Annotated in this window: 17 protein-coding genes; 16 read left to right on the forward strand and 1 reads right to left on the reverse strand. The window is 64.6% G+C overall.

The window, feature by feature from the left end; genetic code table 11:
* The first annotated feature begins 7 nt into the window (after window positions 1-7).
* The 15 genes from purS (at window position 8) to OEW28_RS17570 (ending at window position 16,674) form a co-directional block, all read left to right on the forward strand.
* On the forward strand, window positions 8-247 hold the full coding sequence (gene purS / locus OEW28_RS17500) for a phosphoribosylformylglycinamidine synthase subunit PurS (RefSeq protein ID WP_263736087.1): 240 nt from the start codon (window positions 8-10) through the stop codon (window positions 245-247).
* A complete protein-coding gene (locus OEW28_RS17505) occupies window positions 247-1,290 on the forward strand; it encodes a zinc-dependent alcohol dehydrogenase family protein (RefSeq protein WP_263736088.1) in 1,044 nt (347 codons plus the stop codon). The genes purS and OEW28_RS17505 overlap by 1 nt, the downstream gene beginning before the upstream one ends.
* A gap of 117 nt (window positions 1,291-1,407) precedes the next feature.
* Window positions 1,408-2,076, forward strand: a complete 669-nt coding sequence (gene purQ, locus OEW28_RS17510; RefSeq protein ID WP_263736089.1) for a phosphoribosylformylglycinamidine synthase subunit PurQ — start codon at window positions 1,408-1,410, stop codon at window positions 2,074-2,076.
* A 94-nt stretch (window positions 2,077-2,170) separates the two neighbouring features.
* Window positions 2,171-3,898: a sensor histidine kinase gene (locus OEW28_RS17515; protein ID WP_263736090.1), complete on the forward strand. Its 1,728-nt coding sequence runs from the start codon at window positions 2,171-2,173 to the stop codon at window positions 3,896-3,898.
* A gap of 7 nt (window positions 3,899-3,905) precedes the next feature.
* Window positions 3,906-5,237, forward strand: coding sequence for a sigma-54-dependent transcriptional regulator (locus OEW28_RS17520; RefSeq protein ID WP_263736091.1), 1,332 nt, complete (start codon window positions 3,906-3,908; stop codon window positions 5,235-5,237).
* A gap of 468 nt (window positions 5,238-5,705) precedes the next feature.
* A complete protein-coding gene (locus OEW28_RS17525; RefSeq protein WP_263736092.1) occupies window positions 5,706-8,474 on the forward strand; it encodes an Rne/Rng family ribonuclease in 2,769 nt (922 codons plus the stop codon).
* A 118-nt stretch (window positions 8,475-8,592) separates the two neighbouring features.
* Entirely contained in the window at window positions 8,593-9,345 is a 753-nt protein-coding gene (locus OEW28_RS17530; RefSeq protein WP_263736255.1) for a cytochrome c biogenesis CcdA family protein, read from the forward strand.
* A 192-nt stretch (window positions 9,346-9,537) separates the two neighbouring features.
* The gene (gene rplU, locus OEW28_RS17535; RefSeq protein ID WP_263736093.1) at window positions 9,538-9,978 is read left to right on the forward strand and encodes a 50S ribosomal protein L21; all 441 of its coding nucleotides are present in this window, start codon (window positions 9,538-9,540) and stop codon (window positions 9,976-9,978) included.
* A gap of 13 nt (window positions 9,979-9,991) precedes the next feature.
* On the forward strand, window positions 9,992-10,261 hold the full coding sequence (gene rpmA, locus OEW28_RS17540) for a 50S ribosomal protein L27 (protein ID WP_263736094.1): 270 nt from the start codon (window positions 9,992-9,994) through the stop codon (window positions 10,259-10,261).
* A gap of 287 nt (window positions 10,262-10,548) precedes the next feature.
* The gene (locus OEW28_RS17545; protein ID WP_263736095.1) at window positions 10,549-11,088 is read left to right on the forward strand and encodes a GNAT family N-acetyltransferase; all 540 of its coding nucleotides are present in this window, start codon (window positions 10,549-10,551) and stop codon (window positions 11,086-11,088) included.
* Window positions 11,089-11,276: 188 nt separating this feature from the next.
* Window positions 11,277-12,347 (forward strand): ATP-grasp domain-containing protein, encoded by a 1,071-nt coding sequence (locus OEW28_RS17550; protein WP_263736096.1) that lies wholly within the window; start codon window positions 11,277-11,279, stop codon window positions 12,345-12,347.
* The gene (locus tag OEW28_RS17555; protein ID WP_263736097.1) at window positions 12,344-13,138 is read left to right on the forward strand and encodes a class I SAM-dependent methyltransferase; all 795 of its coding nucleotides are present in this window, start codon (window positions 12,344-12,346) and stop codon (window positions 13,136-13,138) included. Before OEW28_RS17550 ends, OEW28_RS17555 begins: the two co-directional genes overlap by 4 nt.
* Before the next feature lie 94 nt (window positions 13,139-13,232).
* Window positions 13,233-14,258, forward strand: coding sequence for a GTPase ObgE (obgE, locus tag OEW28_RS17560; RefSeq protein ID WP_263736098.1), 1,026 nt, complete (start codon window positions 13,233-13,235; stop codon window positions 14,256-14,258).
* Window positions 14,246-15,361 (forward strand): glutamate 5-kinase, encoded by a 1,116-nt coding sequence (gene proB / locus OEW28_RS17565; protein WP_263736099.1) that lies wholly within the window; start codon window positions 14,246-14,248, stop codon window positions 15,359-15,361. Before obgE ends, proB begins: the two co-directional genes overlap by 13 nt.
* A gap of 89 nt (window positions 15,362-15,450) precedes the next feature.
* Window positions 15,451-16,674 carry a glutamate-5-semialdehyde dehydrogenase gene (locus tag OEW28_RS17570; protein ID WP_263736256.1) on the forward strand — a complete coding sequence of 408 codons (1,224 nt, stop codon included), beginning with the start codon at window positions 15,451-15,453 and terminating at the stop codon, window positions 16,672-16,674.
* 14 nt (window positions 16,675-16,688) lie between these two features.
* Here the strand turns inward: OEW28_RS17570 and OEW28_RS17575 are convergent, their stop codons facing one another.
* A complete protein-coding gene (locus OEW28_RS17575) occupies window positions 16,689-17,279 on the reverse strand; it encodes a histidine phosphotransferase family protein (RefSeq protein WP_263736100.1) in 591 nt (196 codons plus the stop codon).
* A 20-nt stretch (window positions 17,280-17,299) separates the two neighbouring features.
* On the opposite strand from OEW28_RS17575, the gene OEW28_RS17580 reads away from it, so the two are divergent.
* The gene (locus OEW28_RS17580) at window positions 17,300-17,488 is read left to right on the forward strand and encodes a DUF3553 domain-containing protein (RefSeq protein ID WP_263736101.1); all 189 of its coding nucleotides are present in this window, start codon (window positions 17,300-17,302) and stop codon (window positions 17,486-17,488) included.
* Window positions 17,489-17,552: the final 64 nt, after the last annotated feature.

Here is a 17,552-nt window from a genome sequence, read left to right on the forward strand (position 1 = left end):
GATCGCCATGAAAGCCCGTGTCCATGTCATGCTCAAGGATGGCGTTCTAGACCCGCAGGGCGAAGCGGTCAGGCACGCGCTTGGCACGCTCGGTTTTTCCGGCGTGGAGGCCGTGCGGCAGGGAAAGGTGATCGAGCTTGACCTGGCCTCGACCGACAAGGCCGCGGCCGAGGCCGAGGTCAAGGCGATGTGCGAAAAGCTGCTCGCCAACACCGTGATCGAAAAATACACGGTCGAGATCGCCTGATGCGCGCTGCGGTACTGACCGGGTTCCGCGCGCCTCTCGACATCCAGCACCTGTCCGATCCGGAATGTCCGGAGGACGGCGTCGTACTCTCCGTACTTGCCTGCGGCGTGTGCCGGTCCGACTGGCACAGCTGGACCGGGTCCGATCCGGACGTGATGTTGCCGCACGTTCCCGGTCACGAATATTGCGGCGTGGTCGAAGAGGTCGGCGCCCGCGTGAGCCGCTGGAAACGCGGCGACCGCGTGATCGCGCCCTTCATCCTGGCCTGCGGAACATGCCCTGCCTGCGCGGCGGGAAACCAGACGACATGCCCGACACAGATCATACCGGGCTTCACCCATCCGGGCGCGTTCGCGGAACGGATCGCGGTTGCGCGCGCCGATCACAACCTGACCCGACTTCCCGAGACGATGGAACCCGCGCTTGCCGCGGCCTTGGGGTGCCGTGTGACGACGGCATGGCACGGGCTGACCGGCCGCGCGGCGCTGCAGCCCGGCGAATGGCTCGCCGTGTTCGGAACCGGTGGAATAGGGCTTTCGGCGCTGTTGCTGGCAAAGGCCATCGGCGCGCGTGTCGTCATGGTGGATGTCGTCGCCGAAAAACTTGATCACGCGATTGCCCATGGCGCGGACGCCGTGGTGAACGCGGCATCAAGTGATGCGCCGCAGGCGATCCGCGACATCACCGGTGGGGGCGCGCATGTCGCGGTTGAGGCGCTCGGGATTGAACAGACGACTGTAAGCGCTCTGAAATCGCTTCGTAAACTTGGCCGCATGGTGCAGATCGGAATGCCCGCCGGCAAGCATACCCAGATGAGCCTGCCGATGGACGCGGTCTATTCCGGCCAGCTTGCGCTTTTCGGCACGCGGGGCATGCCCTCTTGGCGCTATCCCAGCCTTCTGAACCTGATCGCGGGCGGCGGCGTCGACCTGTCCCCGCTTATCGCGCGGCGGGTGGCGTTGTCGGACGCGTCCGAAGAGCTCGCGGCCTTTGACGGGCCAACAGCGCCTGGCGTGGCCGTGATCACGGATTTTTCGCGCTAGTGCGTCAATACGGCGCCACACGTCCCGCGGTTTTGGGTAAAGCGCCAATCCGCCGCTGGAACCCGCGCCCGCTTTGAGGTAACAGCCACATCAACCCCGCAAGCCCGAGGAACGCCCATGAAAGCCGCCGTCATCACCTTTCCCGGATCGAACTGTGACCGGGACCTTGCCATGGCCTTCGAAAAGGCCGGGGCAGAGGTTCTGCGCGTCTGGCACAAGGACGCGGATCTGCCCAAGGGCATTGACATCGTCGGCATCCCCGGCGGCTTTTCGTTCGGCGACTACCTGCGGTGCGGCGCGATCGCGGCCCAGTCACCGATCATGCGCGGTGTCGCGGACTTCGTGCATGGCGGCGGGTACGCCCTGGGGATCTGCAACGGCTTCCAGGTGCTGACCGAAACCGGGCTTCTGCCCGGCGCACTGATGCGAAATTCCGGTCTGAAGTTCGTGTGCAAGCCGGTCGATCTTCGGGTCGAGACTGCCGACAGTGCCTTCACCTCCGGCTGGTCAAAGGGCGACACCGTGCGGGTGCCGATCGCGCACCATGACGGCAACTACACGATCGACGCAGAGGGGCTCGCGCGTCTTCGTGGCGAGGACCGCGTCGCGTTCACCTACGTCGAAAACCCCAATGGCGCGACAGCCGACATCGCCGGGGTCCTTTCGGACAATCGCCGGGTACTGGGCATGATGCCGCACCCCGAGCGTGCGGTCGAAGAGGCGCACGGAACGACCGGCGGGTCGGTGCTTTTCCGCGCTCTTATGAGCACGATGGCGCTTGCCTGAATTTGGCCTGCTTGAGGCGCAACCGGCCGAGGGCTAGAGTTGCGCCATGAGTGCCTTTGACCAAGATGAAAAACCGCGCGCCAAACCGCGCAGGATGGCTGCGCGTGGGCGTTGGATCCTGCGCGTCGTTGCGCTGTCCGTCATCCTGATCGCTTCGGCCGTCATCTGGTACACCAACGCCTTCCTGACCGAGAGTTTCACGGAGTCGACACGCGGCAGGGCCGAGGTGCGGCTGGCTCTCTATACGGGGAACATTCTTACCGAGCTTCAGCGAACCTCGGTTGTGCCGCTGCTGCTGGCGCGCGACCCGTCGCTTTCGGGGTCGCTTATGGCGGGCGACTTCTCAATGACCTCGCAGAAGCTGATCTCGGCCCAGGCCGAAATCGGCGCGGCTTCGATCCAGTTGCTGGATATCGACGGGCGGACGGTCGCTGCGACCGACCGCAACAAGATCGGCATCAACCTGGGCCAGAAGCCGCAGTTCGTGGATGCGCTTCGGGCCAAGGACACGATTTTCACCGTCGCAGCACGTGAATCCGGCGGCTATGACTTCACCTATTCCCGCGCGGTGCAGGTCGATGGCAAGACCGTCGGCGTGATCCTCGTGTCCGCCGAACTGTCGAAGTTCGAGCGCGGTTGGGGCGGTTTCGCAGACGCGGTCGCCGTGACCGACAGTTCCGGCATCGTGATCCTTGCGACCGAGCCTCGGTGGCGGGGCAAGCCACTTGAGGAGGCGCTGGCGCTGCGCCCCGCCCAAACCGCAATCGGCCGCGCGGTCAGGGCAACCTTCGACTGGGCGAACTCCCCCCCGGATGCCTATGTCAAGGGTGAGGCCGTGATGCGCAACGAGGCGCGGGTGCCCTTTCGCGGCTGGCGCATCGTCAGCTTCACCACCTTCGATTCGATCCGGGAGCGGGTAAATGCCGTCCTGTCGCTCGAAATCATGGGATTTGCCCTGCTTCTGGCCGCCGCGTTCTGGTTCCTGTCGCGTCAGGCGCGCAACGAAACCGCGGTCTTCCGGCGGGAATCAGCGGAATTGCGCCAGCTCAACGCGAGGCTGCAGCGGGAAATCGCCGAGCGCGAAAAGGTCCAGAAGGACCTGGCCGTGGCCGAACAGACGCTTGCCCAGTCCTCCAAGCTGGCCGCCCTTGGCGAGATGTCGGCAGCGGTAAGCCACGAGTTGAACCAGCCGCTTGCCGCGATGAAGACCTATCTGGCGGGCGCCCGGCTGCTTTTGCAGCGCAGGCGCGCGGAAGAGGCGCTGTCATCGTTCCAGCGCATCGACGATCTGATCGAAAGGATGGGGGCGATCACCCGGCAGCTGAAAAGCTACGCTCGCAAGGGCGGAGAGGCGTTTGAGCCAATAGACGTTCGTGCTTCGGTGTCCTCGGCGCTTTCGATGATGGAGCCGACCCTGCGCTCGGGCAAGGTCCGCATCACCCATACCTTGCCGCGCGGGCCGGTTATGGTGATGGCCGATCGCATCCGTCTGGAACAGGTGCTGATCAATCTCCTGCGCAACGCCGTCGACGCGACGAAGGACGTGGCGGAGCCTCAGGTCGAGATCCTTCTGACCGCCGGGGAAACGGCGACTCTTTCGGTGCGCGACAACGGTCATGGCATCACCGAGTTGGACAATCTCTTCGAGCCTTTCTACACGACGAAGAAGCCCGGAGACGGTGTCGGGCTGGGTCTTGCCATTTCTTCCGGGATCGTGAACGACCTTGGCGGACGGCTGACGGCGCGGAACGCGCCGGGCGGGGGGGCTGTATTCGAGGTTCAACTCCCCATATTGCAGGATAGGACCCGCGCTGCGGAGTGAGGTGAACATGGCCCGCATGATGAAGATCGCGATCGTCGATGATGAACAGGACATGCGCCAGTCGATCAGCCAGTGGCTGGCACTGTCGGGATTCGACACCGAAACCTATCCGTCTGCCGAAGAGGCGTTGAAGGCGATCGGGCCCGACTGGCCTGGCGTCGTCGTGTCGGACATCAAGATGCCCGGCATGGACGGCATGGCGTTCCTGAAGCGGCTGATGAGTGTCGACAGCGGTCTTCCCGTGATCATGATCACCGGCCACGGCGACGTGCCCATGGCGGTCGAGGCGATGCGCGTCGGCGCCTACGATTTTCTGGAAAAGCCCTTCAACCCCGACCGCATGACCGAGCTTGCCAAGCGCGCTACCCAGGCGCGTCGCATGACGCTGGACAACCGGGCGCTCAGGCGGGAACTGGCGGACGGCTCGACGCTGATGAAGAAGCTCATCGGAAATTCCCCGGCGATGGAGCGCCTGCGCGAGGACATACTGGACCTTGGGCAGGCGGACGGCCATGTGCTGATCGACGGGGAAACCGGCACGGGCAAGACGCTGGTGGCGCACGCGCTGCACGCCGTCGGGCCGCGCGCCGGCAAGAAGTTCGTGGTCGTCAGCTGCGCCGCCTATGCCGAGGACATGCTGGGCAAGCGCCTGTTCGGTCCGATGGACGAAGGCGGACAGATCCCGCTGGTTGAAGAGGCCCGCGGCGGTACGCTGGTCCTGGAGGACGTCGAGGCGCTCAGCCATCCGCTGCAATCGCGGTTGCTGACCTTCATCAACGACCAGGGGACGCCCGCCGAAACGCGCATCATCGCGATCTGCAACGACCACGAGCAGGGCCGCACGGTCGAGGACGCCCTGCGCCCCGACCTTTACTACCGGCTGGCCGCGCTCAAGATCATGCTGCCGCCGTTGCGGTCGCGGGGCGAGGACATCCTCGTGCTGTTCACGCGGCTGTCGGAGCAGTTCTCGGAAGAGTACGGCTGCGATGCGCCTCAGGTGACCGCGCAAGAGGCCGCGCAGCTGTTGCAGGCGCCGTGGCCGGGCAATGTTCGCCAGCTGATCAACGTTGCCGAACGCGCCGTTCTGCAAAACCGTCGTGGAACCGGCTCGATCGCATCGCTCCTGATGTCCGAGAACGAGGACGCGGGCCAGACCATGACGACCGAGGGCAAGCCGCTGAAGGAATACGTCGAAAGCTTTGAGAAGATGCTGATCGACAACACGATGCGACGCCACCGCGGATCGATCACCGCGGTCATGGAAGAGCTGTGCCTGCCGCGCCGGACCTTGAACGAAAAGATGGCCAAGTACGGGCTTCAGCGTCAGGACTACCTCTAAGACGCCCTCCAAAACGCGCGTGTCGCTTGTGTGGGGGCGGGGACACCGCTCCGATGCGTCATGCGATCGCGTCGCGGTCGGGTGCCGCAGGGCCGCGCATTTTCGCCATTGTGTTTGCGCCTCCAACCCCGCTAATGTTGTCCACAGCCGGTACGGTGCGCGCCTTGCGCCCGTCGGCGTGACGAATTCTCTGCCCGGTTCCGCTTGGGACCCCGGCAGGTGACATTGGCCGAAAGGCCGATCAAACACCCCGCAGGCCGACAAGGCGCGGGGGTAAGCAAAGGGTGCCCCTCGGGGCAGTCAGGACAGAAACGCGATGCTGCGAGACGTAAGAAGAAACGAGATGGCAGGCGAAGGATCGCCAGCCAGCGCCGTTCTTTCGCCGTCCGGCACCGCCACAGCACAACATGCCCCCAACCGTTCCCGCCCGCCTGGACGGGCGCGGTCAGGTGCATGCGGAACCCATTCATGGCCAAGAAAATGCTCATCGATGCCACCCACGCGGAAGAGACCCGCGTCGTGGTGGTGGACGGAAACAAGGTCGAGGAATTCGACTTTGAAACAGTCAACAAACGCCAGCTAGCCGGGAACATCTATCTCGCGAAGGTAACGCGCGTCGAACCGTCGCTTCAGGCGGCATTCGTTGACTACGGCGGAAACCGTCATGGTTTCCTGGCGTTCTCGGAAATCCACCCCGACTACTACCAGATCCCGGTGGCGGACCGTCAGGCCCTGCTGGCCGAGGAAAAGGCTTACGCCGAGGCGATGGACGCCGAGGAGAACGGCCGTTCGCGCCGCCGCCGCTCGGACCGCAAGGCCGAAGCCGCGCGTCAGTCCGACCCGGTCGTGACCAGCGAGGACATCCCGGGCATGTCGATCGTCGACCTGTCCGATGAGGAAGCCCCGGTCGAAGTGGTCGAAGTGTCCGCGGAACAGGACAGCGGCACCGAGATGCCAGAGGCCACACCGGCAGAGGAGCTTGAGGCATCGGAGCAATCGGATGCTGAGAGCCACGACACGCCGGACAGCGACGCGCAGGAAGAACCCTATGTCGCGGCGGATCATGCTGCCGACGCCGACCCGGAAATTGAATCGGTCGCCGAAGAAGACGTGGCCGAGGAAATCCGGCAACCGCGCAAGCCTCGTCCGCGCAAGTACAAGATCCAGGAAGTGATCAAGGTCCGGCAGATCATGCTGGTTCAGGTCGTCAAGGAAGAGCGCGGCAACAAGGGCGCGGCCCTGACGACCTACCTGAGCCTTGCCGGCCGCTACTGCGTGCTGATGCCCAACACCGCGCGCGGTGGCGGCATTTCCCGCAAGATCACCAACGCCGCGGACCGCAAGAAGCTCAAGGAGATCGCGACCGAGATCGACGTGCCGGAGGGCATGGGGCTGATCATCCGGACGGCTGGCAGCCAGCGCACCAAGACCGAGATCAAGCGCGACTACGAATACCTGATGCGCCTGTGGGAGCAGATCCGCGACCTGACGCTGAAGTCGATCGCACCCGCGCCGATCTATGAGGAAGGCGACCTGATCAAGCGCTCGATCCGTGACCTTTACAACAAGGACATCGACGAGGTTCTGGTCGAGGGTGACAAGGGCTATCGCGCGGCCAAGGACTTCATGAAGATGATCATGCCGTCCCACGCCAAGAACGTGAAGCACTACGCCGAGGCGATGCCGCTTTTCGCGCGCTACCAGGTCGAAAGCTACCTCGCGGGGATGTTCAACCCGGTCGTGCAGCTGAAGTCGGGCGGCTACATTGTCATCGGCGTGACCGAGGCGCTGGTCGCGGTCGACGTGAACTCCGGCCGTGCGACCAAGGAAGGCTCGATCGAGGACACCGCGCTAAAGACCAACCTCGAGGCGGCGGACGAGGTGGCCCGCCAGCTGCGCCTCCGCGACCTTGCCGGCCTGATCGTGATCGACTTCATCGACATGGAAGAGCGCAAGAACAACGCCGCCGTCGAGAAGCGCCTGAAGGAACGTCTGAAAACCGATCGTGCCCGCATCCAGGTGGGTCGGATTTCGGGCTTCGGCCTGCTGGAAATGAGCCGTCAGCGCCTGCGTCCCGGCATGCTGGAATCGACGACCCAGCCCTGCGCGCACTGCCACGGCACCGGGATCATCCGGTCCGACGACAGCCTTGCGCTTCAGATCCTGCGGCAGCTTGAGGAAGAGGGCACGCGCAAGCGTTCGCGAGAGGTGCTGCTGAAGGCGCCAGTCGCTGTTGTCAACTTCCTGATGAACCAGAAGCGGGAACACATCGCCCAGATCGAGGCGCGCTACGGGCTTTCCGTTCGCGTCGAGGCCGATCCGTCGCTGGTCAGCCCGGATTACGTGATCGAGAAATTCAAAACCGCGACCCGGTTCGTGCCCGAGGTTCAAACGCCGGTGGTTTCGGCCGATGCGTCCCTGATGCCCGAGATCGAGGACGAGGAAGAAGAACTCGAACTCGCCGTTGAAGAAAGCGAAGAGGAAGAGACCTCGGCCGCCGCTCCTCAGGCTGCAGAGGGTGAGCCGGGCCGCAAGAAAAAGCGCCGCCGTCGGCGTCGCCGCAAGGGCGGCAACGGCGAGGCGCGTGCGGTCGAGGCGGAAGCGGCGGATGCCGGTGACAGTGATGGTGAAGCAGAGCCGGGTGATGTGACGGAAGCCGCCGGGTCCGCAGAGGCTGAAGCGCCTGCCGAGGAGCCCGCGGTGGCCGAAAAGCCCAAGTCCCGGCGCGGACGCGGAAAGAAGGCGGCCAAGGCCGCGCCAGTGGCGCCCGAAGCCCCGGTGGCGACCGAGGAAGTGGCCGAAGCTTCCGCTGACGCGCCTGCGGAAGAGGCCGAGAAAGCGCCGGCCAAGCGCAAGCGTACCCGCGGAGCGAAAGCCGCGGCGCCAGGCGAAGTGGCCGAAGAAGCCGCAGCTGCCGAAGAGGAGCCCAAGCCCGCCCGCACACGCAAGCCGCGCGCCAAAGCCAAGGCGCCCGCGCAACCGGAACCTGCCGCCGAAGCCGAGGCTCAGCCGGCAGCGGAACCCGAGGCCCCGGCGCAGCCCGAAACCTTGGCCCAACCGGAACCGCAAGCCGCCGAACAGCCGGAACCGGCCGAACATGTATCTCCGCATTCGCAGCCCGCAATGGAGCCGGCCACCGTGGATGCGGGCCTTCAGCCTGACCCGGAAGAGGCCGAGGCCGTGACCTCTGACCCGGACAAGCCCAAACGGCGTGGCTGGTGGTCACTGGGCCGCTGATGACAAGACAAGCGCCGGGCTGATCGCCCGGCGCTTTGCACTTCAGGCCACGCGCATGTGACAATCGGTGCTCTTTCGCGCTCGTGACCTTGGCTGCGGGCTGCGCTATGGAAAGACCATGTTCGACCCAAGTTTCCTCACCGGCGGGTTTCCACTGGCCGCCCTTGTCGCGCTGATCGCGGGCGTGTTTTCCTTTGTCAGCCCCTGCGTGCTGCCGATCGTGCCGTCCTACCTAGCCTATATGGCCGGAATCGGCATGGGCGACATGGCGGGCGAGTCACGGGCGCGGCGGTCCGCCCTGCTGGCGGCGGTGTTCTTTGTCCTCGGGCTGTCGACCGTCTTTTTGCTGCTCGGCGTGGCGGCCTCGGCGTTGGGGCGCTTCCTGCTACAGAACCAGGACTGGTTCGCAACGGTGGCGGGCATCGTGGTTATGGTCTTCGGGGCGCACTTCATCGGCATCTTCCGCATCCCCTTCCTGGACCGGGATGCGCGGATCGACGTGGGCGACCGGGGTGGCAGCGCCTTCGGAGCCTATGTGCTGGGCCTGGCCTTCGCCTTCGGCTGGACCCCTTGCATCGGGCCCCAGCTGGGCATGATCCTGACCCTTGCGGCAGAGGACGCCAGCCTGACGCGCGGTGCGGCCCTGCTTGCAGTCTATGCGTTGGGCCTTGGCATCCCCTTTATTCTGGTCGCCGCCTTCTTCCCGCGCCTCAAGGGGTTCATGGCCTTTCTGAAGCGGCATCTGGATCGAATCGAGAAGATCATGGGCCTGTTGCTGTGGACGATTGGCCTGCTGATGGCGACCGGCAGCTTCAGCGCGTTTTCCTACTGGCTTCTGGAAACCTTCCCGGCGCTCGGCGGGGTGGGCTAGGGACACTGGCCCTTCCGCTTGACATTCGTGGTCCGATTGTCGATAAGCCCGCATCCCGCCGGGTAAAACGCCCGGTCGGGTTCCATATTGATGCAATGACGCTTCCGAGAGGAGGCGCGCTGTCCGAGGCGGCATAGGGCCGGCAACACCCGAAAGGGGGCCACAGGGCGCGGAAACGAAAAGGAAAGACCCATGTTCGCGGTCCTCAAGACCGGTGGCAAACAGTACAAGGTCCAGGCGGGCGACGTCCTGCGCGTGGAACTTCTGGCCGCCAACGCCGGTGACAAGATCCAATTCAACGAAGTGCTGATGATCGGCGGCGACGCGCCCGTTCTGGGCAGCCCGCTGGTTGAGGGTGCGGCCGTGCAGGCCGAAGTCATCGACCAGATCAAGGCCGACAAGGTCATCACCTTCTGGAAGCGCCGCCGCAAGCATTCGTCGCAGCGCACCCGTGGCCATCGTCAGAAGCTGACGCTGGTTCGCGTGACCGACATCCTCGCCTCGGGCGCGGAAAAGTCGGGCGTTGCAGCAGCGACCGGCACCTACGCCGCCCGCGTCGCGGCACACAATGCCGAAGCCAAGCCCGCCGAAGCCCCCAAGGCCAAGCGCGCGTCGAAAAAAGCCGAAGCGTAAGGAGTAACACCCCATGGCACACAAGAAAGCAGGCGGTTCCTCCCGCAACGGCCGCGACTCCGCGGGTCGTCGTCTTGGCGTGAAACTGTTCGGCGGCCAGTCGGCCCAACCGGGCGCCATCATCGTGCGTCAGCGCGGCACCACCTGGTGGCCGGGCGAAGGCGTCGGCATGGGCCGTGACCACACGATCTATGCGACCGTCGATGGCCGCGTGACGTTCAAGCAAGGCCTCAAGGGCCGCACGTTTATTTCGGTTCTTCCCGTGTCGGAGGCTGCCGAGTAAGCCGAACATTTACAATCGGTTTGTAAATGGGGGATCGGCCGTAAGGCCGGTCCCTTTCTCGTTTTGCTGGGGGTGTCCATCTTGGGCAGCGTATGTGACAGATTTCCGGACCGCAAAATGCGTTCTGAGCAAGGCAGGGGATTGTTCCCGCCATGCATACGCCCCATTTTGAAGATACCGTCAGGGCAGGAAAGCATAGTTGAGGGGCGGTCAAGGCACATCTTCGGATGCAGGGAAGCCATCGGGTTGATACCACGCCTTGTTGTTGGCAGTGGAGGAGGGAAAGCATGATTCAGGAACAGATCGGGCTTCTGCCGGTGATCCGAGCGGAACGATTCGTGCTGCGTCCGCTGCGGCTTTCCGATGTGGGACTGATCGCCTTCTACACGTCCGACAAGCGGGTCGCCGAGGCCACGCGCGTGATCCCGCATCCTCTGCCGGACGGGGCCACCGAAGCCTATGTGACGCGGTGCCTGACCGATGGCTGCGGCGAGGACATCTGGGTCATGGATGGGTCGGAACAGGGTCTGGACGAAGTTCTGGGCATTGTCAGCCTGACCCCCATGGATCGCAGCCAGAGCGAGATCGTCTATTGGGTCGCCCCGGCGTTCTGGAATACGGGACTGGCATCCGAGGCCGTCAACGCGATTGTCGCGGCCAATCCTCATCAGGCGCGGACACTGTTCGCAGAAGTGTTCCAGGACAATCCAGGCTCTGCCCGCGTGCTTACCAACAGCGGTTTCGAATACCTGGGCGATGCCGAGACGTTCTGCGTCGCGCGTAACAGCATGGTCCCGACGTGGACTTATGTCCGTAAGATGTCCTGAGGCGCCACGGTGTGGCGTCACCTTTCCTCATTGCCATCGCGCCAGCGGCAGCCCTTGAGAAACTGGCAAGGAAAAGAGTTGGTTGACCTTGCCCGCGGCGCGGGGTTTGATCCGTTTGCATTACCGGGTGCCGGCTGAACAAGGGTCGGATTATGCCCGCCGGCGCGGTCGAAGTCACGGAGGGCTGGGTGACCATTCAGGGTGGCAAGGGCAGGGGCCTTGTCTTTGAATCCGTGCCGGAGAACGGCCATGTCCGCGTCCGCATCGACGAGTCGGGCAAGCCCAAGTACCTTTGGCCCAACCGAACGCTTCTCAGCGACGAGGCGCTGGACAAGCTGCGCAAACGTGGCACGTTCTTCTTTTATCCGCCGCCCCGGCCGGTCGAACAGCGCGGCCTTTCCTGGATCGTGAACATCTGCGCCGATGCGGATGAATACCGCGGCGGGCTTCTGGGCCTGGACGCGGCCTTCGGAACGGCGTTGCCCATTTTCAACCATCCGCGCGCGGTGGCAATGACCCGGCGCGACCTGTCCGCCGCGCGTCTTGATGGGATCGAGGGGCTGATCGTGCCCCGGTGCAGACGCTTCATGGCAGATGAAACCGACAGCTTTCAGAAGGCCTTCAAGGAGGGCGAGTTCCGCTACCCGGTTCTGGTTCGCCCTGCCGCGTCGCAGACCGGCCGGGACCTGGTCCGCATCGATACGCCTTTCGACTGGCCGAAGGTCTACCAGACGCACTGGTATGGCAAACCTCACTTCATGACCCAGTTTCACGATACCTATGGGCCGGAAGGCTTCCTCAAGCTGCGCGCGGGATGGTTCGGCGGCCGGATGCAGATCCACTCGATCAAGCAATCGCAGCATTGGCGCGTCAATCACGAAACCGGAGAGACACCGCCCGACATCTTCGCTCCCCGCGAGGCCGAGCTGGTGGACAAGCTTCTGGCCGAGGGTGTGCTGGCCAGCGTGATGGAGCAGATCGGGTCGCTGAGCGGGATGGATCTGATCGGCGCGGACCTGGGCATCTTGCCCGATGGCCGGCTGGTCCTGTTCGAGGCGAATGCCGCGATGACCATGATTCAGCCCCTGTCCTACTTCAAGACGACGATCGCCAAGGACCGCTTTCGCCGGTTGCACGGCCCGGTCAGGGAAGCCGTCAACGCTGCCGTGGACGACTTTCTTGCGCAGGTCGCGAAGGGCGAACGCGGACCATCAGCGACCTTGCCAAGCGTTGCCGAAACCTTTGACAGGGCGCCATGACCGATCCCGCCACCACGTCGCATTGGGCGGCGATGCACCGTCACTGGTCCCTGTTGGGTGCACCGCTGCGCCCCCCGGCCGAGGCCGTGGCGCGAATGGCGGCGGCCGCGGGCGATGCGGCAAGGGGACGAACGCTGGTCCTGGGCGTGACGCCCGAACTTCACGGGGCCTTCGACGATGTGACCGCGCTGGATGCCAACGCCGGCATGATCGAACGCGTCTGGCCCGGCAATACGGAAAGGAAGCGCGCGGTTCTGGGGGACTGGACGACCGACATCCCCGGACTTGGCCATTTCGATCTGTGCGTGGGGGATCTGTCGCTCAGCCAACTGGGGGCCGCCGCCGCAAGGCAGGTTGTCGGGGCGGCGGCGCGGGCGCTCCGGCCGGGCGGCCGCTTCGTGATGCGCTCCATGTGCAGTCCCGAACCCGAAGTGACGGCAGATGCGATCATTGCCTATGCCGATGCGCCGGGTTTCAACTGGCATGTGCTTCGCCTGCTGATCGGTTTGCACCTGTCCCAGACTGTCGGGCCGGGGTTTCCCGTGCACGCGATCCACGCGGTTTTCACCAGCCTGTTCCCGGACCGCGGCGACTTTCTAGCGCGGACCGGGCTTGAACCCGAAGCACTTGCGCTGGTCGATCACTACGCGGGATCTTCGCTTGTCTGGCTGGTTCCAGACGCCGCCGGTCTTTGCACGCTGGCCGAGGGAACCGGGCTGCGCGCCAGACTGGAACCTTCCGGGCGCTATCAAGCGGCGGAACACCTGCCGATTCTGGTGCTGGAGGCCTGATCGACTCGGGCTTGCGCCGCTCGATCACCCTCAGACCTTGCGATTCCCCGCCCGAGAGACTATCGCCTGTCCGATCCGCGAAAGGGCGCATACTATGAAATTTCTCGATCTTGCCAAGGTCTACATCCGCTCTGGCGGCGGTGGCGGGGGGTGCGTGTCGTTTCGGCGCGAGAAATTCGTGGAGTTTGGCGGCCCCGACGGAGGGGACGGCGGCAAGGGCGGCTCTGTCTGGGCCGAGGCCGTCGACGGTCTGAACACGCTGATCGACTTCCGGTACCAGCAACATTTCTTCGCGAAGAACGGACAACCTGGCATGGGCCGCCAGCGCACCGGCAAGGACGGCGACGATATCGTCCTGAAGGTGCCCGTGGGGACCGAGATCATCGACGAGGACGAAGAAACGCTGATCGCCGACCTGACCGAGGTCGGTCAGCGCGTCTGCCTTGCGAAGGGCGGCAACGGCGGATTCGGCAACCTGCACTTCAAATCTTCGACCAATCGCGCGCCAAGCCGGGCCAATCCGGGGCAAGAAGGGATCGAGCGCACCATCTGGCTGCGGCTCAAGCTGATCGCGGACGCGGGGCTTCTGGGTCTGCCGAACGCGGGCAAATCCACCTTCCTTTCCGCGGTGTCGAACGCACGCCCCAAGATCGCGGACTATCCCTTCACGACGCTCCATCCGAACCTGGGCGTGGTCGGCGTTGACGGCAAGGAATTCGTCATGGCCGATATCCCCGGCCTGATCGAGGGTGCCTCCGAAGGACGGGGCCTGGGCGACATGTTCCTTGGCCATGTCGAACGCTGCTCGGTGCTTCTGCATCTGGTAGATGGAACATCCTCAACGATCACAAAGGATTACCGGACGATCCTGAAGGAGCTTGAGGCTTATTCACCCGAACTTGCCGCAAAGCCGCGGATCACCGCGCTGAACAAGATCGATGCGCTCGACGCCAAGACGCTGTCGGGGCGCAAGCGTTCGCTTGAGAAAGCCGTGGGCGGCCCGGTCTTCCTGATTTCCGGTGCTGCCAACATGGGCCTGACCGAAGTTCTGCGCGCGATCTGGGCAGAGATCATGGCCGACCGCGCCGGCGCCCCCGAGGTGAAGGCATGGCAGCCCTGAGCCCTGATGTCGCCGGTGCGCGGCGGCTTGTGGTCAAGATCGGTTCGGCGCTTCTGGTAGACCGGGAGCGCGGGCTGAAGACCGATTGGCTTCGCGGCCTCGCCGAAGATGTGTCGGCCGCGCGTGCGCGTGGCACGCAGGTGATCCTGGTTTCATCCGGTTCCATCGCGCTTGGGCGCGGGGTGCTGGGGCTGCCTTGGGGTGCGCTGACGCTGGATCAAAGCCAGGCCGCCGCGGCGGTGGGCCAGATCCGCTTGGCCCGCGCCTACGAAGAGGTTCTGGCGCCCCATGGCATCCCGACGGGCCAGGTGCTTGTGACGCTTGAAGATACCGAAGACCGGCGCCGTTACCTGAATTCGCGGGCCACGATGGAAACACTTCTGTCGCTGGGTGTCGTTCCGATCGTCAACGAAAACGACACCGTCGCGACGGATGAGATCCGCTTCGGGGACAATGACCGCCTTGCGGCGCAGATCGCGGTGACGGTCGGGGCGGACCAGCTGGTTCTGCTGTCTGACGTCGACGGCTTCTATTCAGCCAACCCGAAGGAAGATCCAACGGCGACAAGGTTCGACATCGTGGATCGCATCACGCCGGCGATCGAGGCCATGGCGGGCGATCCTGTGTCCGGCCTCTCAAAGGGGGGCATGAAGACCAAGCTGCTTGCCGCCAAGACCGCGGTCGCGGGCGGTTGCGCAATGGCGATCATGGAAGGCTCTGTTCTGCGCCCACTGACGGCGCTTTCGGAGGGCGCGAACCGGACTTGGTTCCTGCCCGACGGCGACCCCCAGGCGGCACGCAAGCGCTGGATCGCCGCGATGAAGCCTCGGGGGGAACTTTGGCTTGACGCGGGCGCGGTGGCTGCGCTTGGCGGCGGCAAGTCTCTTCTGGCGGCTGGCGTCACCTCAGTGGCTGGCCGCTTCGGGCGCGGCGATCCGGTCGCGATCCTTGGCCCGGGCGGAGAGGTTCTGGCCAAGGGCCTGGTGCGCTATTCGGTTGCCGAGGCGCAGGCGATTGCAGGGCGCCGGTCGGGTGACATCGAAGCTATTCTGGGCTATGCCGGCCGCGGGCCGATGGTTCATCGCGACGACATGGTTCTGTGAGGCGCTCAACCGGGCCAGGTTCCGGCGGCGACGATCTGACCGAGTAGAAAGGGTATCCTGTGAGGGACGCGGACGACATCGTGGCGCTGATGGACGATATTGGCGCGAAGGCCAGGGCAGCGGCGGCAGAGCTTGCCTTCGCTTCGGCCAGTGCGCGCAAGGCGGCGCTGGAAGCTGCCGCGGATGCGGTCGCGGCCTCGGAGGCCCGGATCATGGCAGCCAACGCCGAAGACCTGGCTTACGGCCGGGAAAAAGGGCTGAGCCCCGCGATGATGGACCGGCTCTTGCTGGATGGCGCACGCATCGCGGCCATCGTCAATGGCCTTAGAGCCGTCGCCGCGCAGAAGGACCCGGTGGGTGAGGTCATCGCCGAATGGGACATGCCCTCGGGCCTGCACATCCGCAGGGTGCGCACGCCCTTGGGCGTGATCGGCGTCATCTATGAAAGTCGGCCCAATGTGACGGCTGACGCGGGCGCGCTGTGCCTGAAATCCGGCAACGCGGTCATCTTGCGGGGTGGCTCTGAAAGCTTTCACTCAAGCCGCGCGATTCATGGCTGTCTGGTCCAGGGATTGCGGTCGGCTGGACTGCCGGAAGCGGCCATCCAGCTTGTCCCGACGCGTGACCGCGCGGCCGTGACCCAGATGCTGCGTGCGGTCGGAACGATCGACGTGATCGTGCCGCGTGGCGGCAAGGGTTTGGTCGGGCTTGTCCAGACCGAGGCGCGGGTTCCCGTGTTCGCGCACCTCGAGGGGATTTGCCATGTCTATGTCGACAAGGCCGCCGATCCCGAAAAGGCGCGCAGGGTCGTGCTGAACGCCAAGACCCGGCGCACGGGCATCTGCGGCGCTGCGGAGTGCCTGCTGGTCCACCGCGACGTGGCAGAGACCCTTGGGCAGCAGATCGTCGATGACCTGATTGCGGCGGGCGTCGAAGTGCGTGCCGAGGGGCTTCGCGGTTCAAGTGCAGCGAACTCGGACGATTTCGGGCGCGAGTTCCTGGACATGATCATCGCGGCCCGCGTCGTTGACGACGTTGACGCAGCGATTGCGCACATTCGGCACTACGGGTCGTCGCACACTGAAGCGATCCTGACCGAGGACGATGCCACGGCCGAACGCTTTTTTGCCCGGCTCGACAGCGCGATCCTCATGCGCAACGCCTCGACCCAGTTCGCCGACGGCGGCGAATTCGGAATGGGTGCAGAGATCGGGATCGCGACGGGCAAGATGCACGCCCGCGGGCCTGTCGGCGCCGAGCAATTGACAAGCTTCAAATACCTTGTCGAGGGGCAGGGAACGGTTCGTTCCTGATCGCCAAGCGTTGCTCAGAAGCGGATGTCGATCCGGTTTTCATCGCGCGTGAACCTCAGCTGACGGCCCATCGCACTTGCCTCGGTGGGGGCCAATGCGAACTGGACCTGGGACGGAGATACGGGCGCGGTCCCGCCCTCCATGCGCTCCCAGAGGCCCGCGTCGAACCTGAGACGGGCAGTCTGTGCGGTGATGCGCCAGTCTTGCCCGTCCCGCGTGATTGTTACGTCGCCGCCAAACGGCATCGCGGTTTCGCAGCATTGCAGCAGAAGGAACGCAAGCTTGACCAGGTCGCGCGGCTGATCGCCGACTGGCTGCCAGTCGAAGAAAAGCCGCCCACCGCGTCCAAGGTCGGCCAGTATCGCAAGAATTTCGGAATGTGACACGGGTTGGCTTGATGATGTGGCGCCGAATGCGATGCGGAAGAAGCGGATGCGCGCGTTGGCCGCACTCACACTTTCCGCGATCAGCGCGACTTCTGGTCCCGCGGCGCCGGACATCGACAAAAGTTCGACACCATTGCCGATCGCGCCGATCGGGCTGATAAGGTCGTGGCAGATGCGCGAGCCGATCAGAGCTGCAAGTTCGGCCGTGTCATTCGGCATATGGGAACCTCGGAGGTGGCATGAAGGGACTGAACGCGATGCTTGAGCCGGGGATGATGGTGAAAAACCCCGCGGCGCCCGACTGGGGCCTTGGGCAGGTGCAGTCGCGGATCGGAAACCGGATCACCGTGAACTTCGAACATGCCGGCAAAGTGGTCATCGATGGGCTGCAGGTGGCACTGGAGCCGGTTTTCGGAGAACATAGTTGAGGAAAGGTTAAACCCGCAAGATTTAGCAGTCAGTGCTTGCAGTGAGACATCCTGCCCTACATGA

It is taken from the genome of Albidovulum marisflavi, from assembly GCF_025751435.1.
Classification (GTDB): Bacteria; Pseudomonadota; Alphaproteobacteria; order Rhodobacterales; family Rhodobacteraceae; genus Albidovulum; species Albidovulum marisflavi.

What these genes read in the sequence shown, in the direction of transcription:
- OEW28_RS17515 (WP_263736090.1), top strand. Translation starts at nt 2,171, where the DNA reads ATGGCTGCGCGTGGGCGTTGGATCCTGCGCGTCGTTGCGCTGTCCGTC.
- OEW28_RS17520 (WP_263736091.1), top strand. Translation starts at nt 3,906, where the DNA reads ATGGCCCGCATGATGAAGATCGCGATCGTCGATGATGAACAGGACATG.
- obgE (WP_263736098.1), top strand. Translation starts at nt 13,233, where the DNA reads ATGAAATTTCTCGATCTTGCCAAGGTCTACATCCGCTCTGGCGGCGGT.
- OEW28_RS17530 (WP_263736255.1), top strand. Translation starts at nt 8,593, where the DNA reads ATGTTCGACCCAAGTTTCCTCACCGGCGGGTTTCCACTGGCCGCCCTT.
- OEW28_RS17575 (WP_263736100.1), bottom strand. Translation starts at nt 17,279, where the DNA reads ATGCCGAATGACACGGCCGAACTTGCAGCTCTGATCGGCTCGCGCATC.
- OEW28_RS17545 (WP_263736095.1), top strand. Translation starts at nt 10,549, where the DNA reads ATGATTCAGGAACAGATCGGGCTTCTGCCGGTGATCCGAGCGGAACGA.
- OEW28_RS17570 (WP_263736256.1), top strand. Translation starts at nt 15,451, where the DNA reads ATGGACGATATTGGCGCGAAGGCCAGGGCAGCGGCGGCAGAGCTTGCC.
- OEW28_RS17525 (WP_263736092.1), top strand. Translation starts at nt 5,706, where the DNA reads ATGGCCAAGAAAATGCTCATCGATGCCACCCACGCGGAAGAGACCCGC.
- OEW28_RS17505 (WP_263736088.1), top strand. Translation starts at nt 247, where the DNA reads ATGCGCGCTGCGGTACTGACCGGGTTCCGCGCGCCTCTCGACATCCAG.
- purQ (WP_263736089.1), top strand. Translation starts at nt 1,408, where the DNA reads ATGAAAGCCGCCGTCATCACCTTTCCCGGATCGAACTGTGACCGGGAC.
- purS (WP_263736087.1), top strand. Translation starts at nt 8, where the DNA reads ATGAAAGCCCGTGTCCATGTCATGCTCAAGGATGGCGTTCTAGACCCG.
- rpmA (WP_263736094.1), top strand. Translation starts at nt 9,992, where the DNA reads ATGGCACACAAGAAAGCAGGCGGTTCCTCCCGCAACGGCCGCGACTCC.
- OEW28_RS17580 (WP_263736101.1), top strand. Translation starts at nt 17,300, where the DNA reads ATGAAGGGACTGAACGCGATGCTTGAGCCGGGGATGATGGTGAAAAAC.
- OEW28_RS17555 (WP_263736097.1), top strand. Translation starts at nt 12,344, where the DNA reads ATGACCGATCCCGCCACCACGTCGCATTGGGCGGCGATGCACCGTCAC.
- proB (WP_263736099.1), top strand. Translation starts at nt 14,246, where the DNA reads ATGGCAGCCCTGAGCCCTGATGTCGCCGGTGCGCGGCGGCTTGTGGTC.
- rplU (WP_263736093.1), top strand. Translation starts at nt 9,538, where the DNA reads ATGTTCGCGGTCCTCAAGACCGGTGGCAAACAGTACAAGGTCCAGGCG.